3 protein-coding genes are annotated in these 6,000 nt (G+C 27.9%); 1 reads left to right on the plus strand and 2 read right to left on the minus strand.

From position 1 onward, the window contains the following. Positions 1-351 precede the first annotated feature (351 nt). Positions 352-3,039: a sigma-54-dependent transcriptional regulator gene (locus ACJDTP_RS21945; protein ID WP_039769869.1), complete on the plus strand. Its 2,688-nt coding sequence runs from the start codon at positions 352-354 to the stop codon at positions 3,037-3,039. 56 nt (positions 3,040-3,095) lie between these two features. Here the strand turns inward: ACJDTP_RS21945 and ACJDTP_RS21950 are convergent, their stop codons facing one another. Both ACJDTP_RS21950 and ACJDTP_RS21955 read right to left on the minus strand, forming a co-directional pair. Then, entirely contained in the window at positions 3,096-3,845 is a 750-nt protein-coding gene (locus ACJDTP_RS21950; protein ID WP_171779526.1) for a MurR/RpiR family transcriptional regulator, read from the minus strand. Positions 3,846-4,182: 337 nt separating this feature from the next. Beyond that, positions 4,183-5,595: a glycoside hydrolase family 1 protein gene (locus ACJDTP_RS21955; protein ID WP_023976463.1), complete on the minus strand. Its 1,413-nt coding sequence runs from the start codon at positions 5,593-5,595 to the stop codon at positions 4,183-4,185. Positions 5,596-6,000 lie beyond the last annotated feature (405 nt).

Genomic DNA, 6,000 nt, shown 5'->3' on the forward strand with positions numbered 1-6,000 from the left:
ATTTTTTTGCTGTTTAAATTTTACATACTATCGGATCGTTCCTATATATCAACACTTATAATAAAAATAGACAATATAATTTTACACAAAAGTTATATCATTTTTATAATAAAAGTTATATATTTTATTTATTTTATGATATGTGTTTACTTAATACACTTAGTGTTTTATAATTATATATAGTGTTTGATTAATTTTAAAACTGTATGTAAACACTAAATAAACAATGTTTGATAATAAATAATTTTACTATAATAGTCTACTTACTATAGTGTTTTCAGCATAGTGTATGAAAATGCTTAATCTATTTATAGTAGCTATAATATTTTTAGTTATATAGGAGGACATATAATGGCTAAAAAAGATTTGATTTACCAAAAACTTCTCCAGCTAAATTCTCCAGATGGAATAGATACTAAAACACTAGCGCCTCTAGTTAATATGACTAGAGCTAATTTAAGCCATGAACTAAATGAACTTTGTAAGGAAGGTAAATTGTATAAATCATCAGGTAGACCAGTATTATTTTTTCTTGCTGAAAATAAGATTCAAAGCAATGAATCTCAGTTAGATTTGTTAGCTAAAAATAATATTTCTCTTAAAGATTCTGTGGAACAGGCTAAAGCAGCTATACTATATCCACCTAAAGGTATGAATTGTTTAATATTAGGTGCTACTGGTGTAGGAAAGTCTATGTTCGCATCTCTTATGCACAATTATGCATTGGAAATGAAGGTAAAAACAGAAGATTCTCCTTTTATAGTGTTTAACTGTGCAGATTATACTAATAACCCACAACTATTAACTTCTCAACTTTTTGGTGTAAAAAAAGGTGCGTATACTGGAGCTGAATCTGACAAAGTCGGATTAATAGAACAGGCTGATGGTGGTATTTTATTTTTAGATGAGATTCACAGATTGCCACCTGAAGGGCAGGAAGCTCTATTCATATTTTTAGATACAGGTACTTTTAGACGTATTGGGGATTCAGAAACCAGAAAATCAGATGTATTAATAATTTCAGCTACAACAGAAGACCCAAATTCTGCTTTATTAAACACATTTACAAGAAGAATTCCTCTTGTTATTAATATTCCTTCTCTTAAAGAAAGAACTTTAGATGAAAGATTATTTTTAATTAAAAGTTTCTTCAAATATGAAAGTATCCGTTTAAATAAAGAGATTTATGTATCTTTAAACTCTCTTAGAGCATTACTTTCTTATGATTGTCCTAATAATATTGGTCAGTTGAAAAGCGACGTTCAGCTACTTTGTGCAAAAGCATACTCTGAATACTTAACTAATATACGACGCGACGTAAGAATCCATAGTAAAATACTGCCTCCTTATATTAAAGAAGGTCTTTATAAAGAGAAAGAACATAGAGTTTTATGGAATAAACTTATGAGTGAAGAAATTGAATATTTCAGATTTAATGGTTCTAATGAAGATACAAACACTATATTTAATAATGGAGATAATACTATTTACGATTTTATAGAAAGTAAACTTGAAAAGCTTAAGTCTCTAGAAATTTCAGATATTGATATTGAGAACATTCTTGAGAAAGATATAGCCAAACATTTCAATAAAAATAACTCTGAAGTTTCCGAAGAAACAAGCAAACAAAACTTATTAACCATTATTGATGAAGATACATTAAAATGTATTGATAGTATAGTAAGTCATATAACTCGAAAGCTTCCTGTAATTTTTGATAGTAATTTATATACGGCTTTTGCTCTGCATATAAACACATTAATTAATAGAATAAACAGCGACAAGATAATAATAAACACTAATTTAAATAGAATAAAAGATCTTTATCCTTCTGAATTTGCTGTTGCACTAGAGATTAAGGAGATCATAGAAAACACTATTAATAAATCAATTCCAATAGATGAAGCTGGATACTTAACATTATTCTTGATACCAGATAATACTTTTAACGATAAATCTCAAGATAAAGTAAAAGTTATCCTAATTGCTCATGGTGAATCAACTGCAACTTCAATGGCTGATGTTTCTAACAGACTACTTGGAGAAAACTATATAATTCCAATAAACGCTCCAATAGATGTTGCTCCATCAAAAGTATTAGAAAGCCTTAAGATTGGTATTCAGGACAATCCAACTTCTGCTGGTTATCTCTTATTGGTAGATATGGGGTCTTTAACAACTTTTGCAGATGTTATAAAAAAGGAATTTCAAGTAGACATTAAAGTGATATCTCTTGTTTCAACTTTACACGTTTTAGAAGCAGCACGAAAAGCACTAATTGGATCATCACTAGACGAAATATATAATGATGTTCTTATGGTAAATTCTTATGTAGAAATACATAAAAATATAAGTAATCCTTCTAGCGATTCTGATAAAGTTTTAATAGTAACTGCATGCTTAACTGGTGAGGGAGCTGCTATTGCAATTAAAAACTTCTTACTAAGTAATCTTAGATTAGATAAAGATTATTTTGAAGTCGTTTGTCTAAACTGCTTAGATAAAAAATACTTCAAGCAAAAAATAATTAATCTTCAAGAAAAAAATGAGGTACTTTTTATAGTTTCATCTTTTCCTGTAGATTCACCTATAAAACAATATACAATGTACGAAGTATTTAACATGAATGTATTAAAAGAATTACAAAGTATAATTGATTCAAAATTAACTATGATTAATCTACCTAAAATTATAAAGGAAAATATATATAATATAGATGGTGTTGAACTTTATAAAGATGTGACTCTATTTTTGAATATATTACAAGAGAAACTCTTAATTAAATTATCTGATGAAAATATGGTTGGCGTTATTCTCCATTTATCATTTGTAATAGGACGATTAAGAAATGAAGATAATCCAGCTGTTTATCCTCAAAAAGAGAACTATCTAGAAGAAAATATAAATCTATATAATATAATAAAAGAAAATTTGAACTTTATAACTAGCAAATATAAAGTAGAAATATCAGATGATGAAATATGCTATTTGATGAATCTTTTATCAAATTCAGCTCCTGAATTGCAAAGTAAACTTTAATACCAATATATCCCTATAAAAGAATAAACACATTCTTTTATAGGGATATTAAAGTTTTACTTAGAATAATCAGAAGAATCTACTATAAACTTATTATGTAGCCTTTTTCCCATACTTTCAATAATATATAATACAGGTATTTGTGTTGTTATATCACTAATTCCTAGTCTTTCTTGTTGGACATAATACGATATATTAAGATCTGATATTTTCGATATTGTACAATTTTCACTATTTGTTATGCTTACAAGCGTAGTATTCTCTCTTTTTATATTACTTATATAATCAATAACCGTACGTGTTTCACCTGAAACTGACATTGCTATTATTATTGAATCTTCATATAACTTATAATTTCTTGGAAAATACGGATCATCGATGTACATAGAAAACTTACCAATTGATGAAAAATATCTAGCTGCATATTTACACAGTATTCCGGATGTTCCCGTTCCTATAAATACTACATTGCTTGCTTTCTTTATTAAATCGCAAAGTACATTTAATTTTCTATCAAGCTCGCTATTATCTAATTTTTTGAAAAAATCGACTATTATAGATGTATCATTATTTACTTTAGTACTTTCATTTTCTTCAAGATACAATTTTAATTTCACTTTAAATTCCGAATATCCTTCACAGTTCAACTTTTTACAAAACCTTAATATAGTAGTTGTTGAGACGTGTGCTTCATCAGCTAATTCTCTAATTCTCATATAGGCAACTTTTTCAATATTCTTCATTATATATCTGTATAGAGACAACTCTAAATCGTTTAAACTCTGGATAATTTCATAATTAAACATAATTTAATCAACCTCTTCCTTTATAACTAGCTTTTTTACATTCACACATACTTAAATATATTGTTGTCTTAAAATTTAAAACACTATACTAGTTAGCATTTTATGACTTTGTGGATACTATAATTTATCTTCATTATATTATCAATCAAAGTTCTTTTAATTTAAGTATACAGTATTTGAAAAAAACTTTTAAGGCTATGTTTATAAAAATTCCTTACAGCTATATTATAAAAGCAAAATATACCAAAGTGAAATTTCTTACACTTTGGTATATTTCATTTATATTAGTATCTATTTTTTAATACTATTATTCTAATATTATATTAATTATCTTTGACTAAATTTCTTCTCCATTAGTTTCGATGACTTTTTTATACCAGAAGAAACTCTTCTTTCTTATTCTTCTTAAATCCTTAAGATCAAATTCATCTCTATTTACATATATAAAGCCATATCTTTTCTTGAAACCTTGGTGAGTACTTATAAGATCTATAGCTGACCATGGACAATATCCAATCAAATCTACTCCATCAGTTATAGCAAGTCTAGCCTGTTCAATATGTTTTCTTAAATAATCAATTCTATAATCATCATTTATAGTATCATTTTCTTCAACATTATCATAAGCACCTAATCCATTTTCAGTAATTATTATAGGTAAATTATATCTTTCATAAACTTCCCTTAAAGTATTTCTAAATCCTATAGGATCAATCTCCCATCCAAATTGAGTTTTCTCCAAGTTCGGATTAGAAGCTCCTTTGTAAACCCCTAGATCTCCTACAGCAATTTGTTGATCTCCACCTTGAGTAGAAACTTCTTTATCATCAATCTTACTTTCCTCTGCTGTTCCTGTACAATAATAATTAAATGCTATGAAATCTGGATTTCCACCTTTTAATATTTCCATATCTCCATCTTCAATAGTTGGCTCGATTCCTTTTTCAACCATATAGCTCCACGCTATTGGATTGTACCTACCATGTACAGCCATATCTAAGTATAACCAATTCCTTATAGATGATTGGTTACTAGCCGCTAATATATCTTCTGGTCTTGAACTTGCTGGATATATTGAACTTATATTAGGTGCAGGCCCTATTTTCGCTTTTGGGCACATATTATGGCATAACTTCATTGTTTGCGCTTGTGCAAGCATCATATGATGATTTTGTTTATATAATTCTTTTTCAACATTTTCTACTCCATCATTTACAGTTCCAATTGCCCCTCCATGAAGTATCATCATATTCTGCTCATTTATTGTAAGCCAATATTTAACCCTATCACCGAAGTTTTCAAACAATACTTTTGCATAATTTACAAATGCATCAGCAGTCTTTCTATTTGACCAACCACCTTCTCTTTGAAGAGCATCAGGTAAATCAAAATGATACATAGTAACTAGCGGTTCTATTCCGTGTGATAATAGTTCATTGATTAAATTGTTATAAAATTCAATTCCTTTTGGATTTACATCCCCTACTCCATTTGGTATTATTCTAGTCCATGCAATTGAAAAACGATAAGTCTTAAATCCCATTTCTGCAAATAATGCTACATCTTCTTTGTAATGGTGATAGTGATCACTAGACACCTTAAAATCTGGTGTTCCTGGAAATGGTTCCTTTGTATCTTGAACGGATAATCCCTTTCCATCTTCATTATAAGCACCTTCTACTTGATAAGCTGATGTTGAAGCTCCCCATAAAAAATTCTTTGGGAAATCTTTTAATTTCTTATGAAACATATAAAACCCTCCATTGCACATTATCTTTTTATTATTAACATAAATTTTTTAATCAAAATAAGTTGATTACTATGAATTCAATATATCATATACTGTAACCACTTTATATATTTTTTATAATTTAGGAACACATACTACTTTTTAGGTATTTGTTTTTTTAGAAAACAAGTTGTTTTAAAAAAACTGCTACAGGCAAAAATTCTTTTTTTACCAGTAGCAGCTTCATTAATAATATCCTTAAATTTTCTTATATATTTCTCATAATATTTTTTACATTATAGTCTTATTTGAACGCTTAGCTTACACTGTATCGTAGATTTGATTACTTTAACATCTATTTCTTTGCTACATTAATAGCCTTTTCAACAACATTTTCTACAGTGAATCCAAATTTCTCGAATAGGA

Origin of the sequence: Candidatus Clostridium helianthi, from assembly GCF_045310795.1 — a bacterium.
In the GTDB taxonomy this organism is placed as follows: domain Bacteria; phylum Bacillota; class Clostridia; order Clostridiales; family Clostridiaceae; genus Clostridium; species Clostridium helianthi.

What these genes read in the sequence shown, in the direction of transcription:
- ACJDTP_RS21945 (WP_039769869.1), top strand. Translation starts at nt 352, where the DNA reads ATGGCTAAAAAAGATTTGATTTACCAAAAACTTCTCCAGCTAAATTCT.
- ACJDTP_RS21950 (WP_171779526.1), bottom strand. Translation starts at nt 3,845, where the DNA reads ATGTTTAATTATGAAATTATCCAGAGTTTAAACGATTTAGAGTTGTCT.
- ACJDTP_RS21955 (WP_023976463.1), bottom strand. Translation starts at nt 5,595, where the DNA reads ATGTTTCATAAGAAATTAAAAGATTTCCCAAAGAATTTTTTATGGGGA.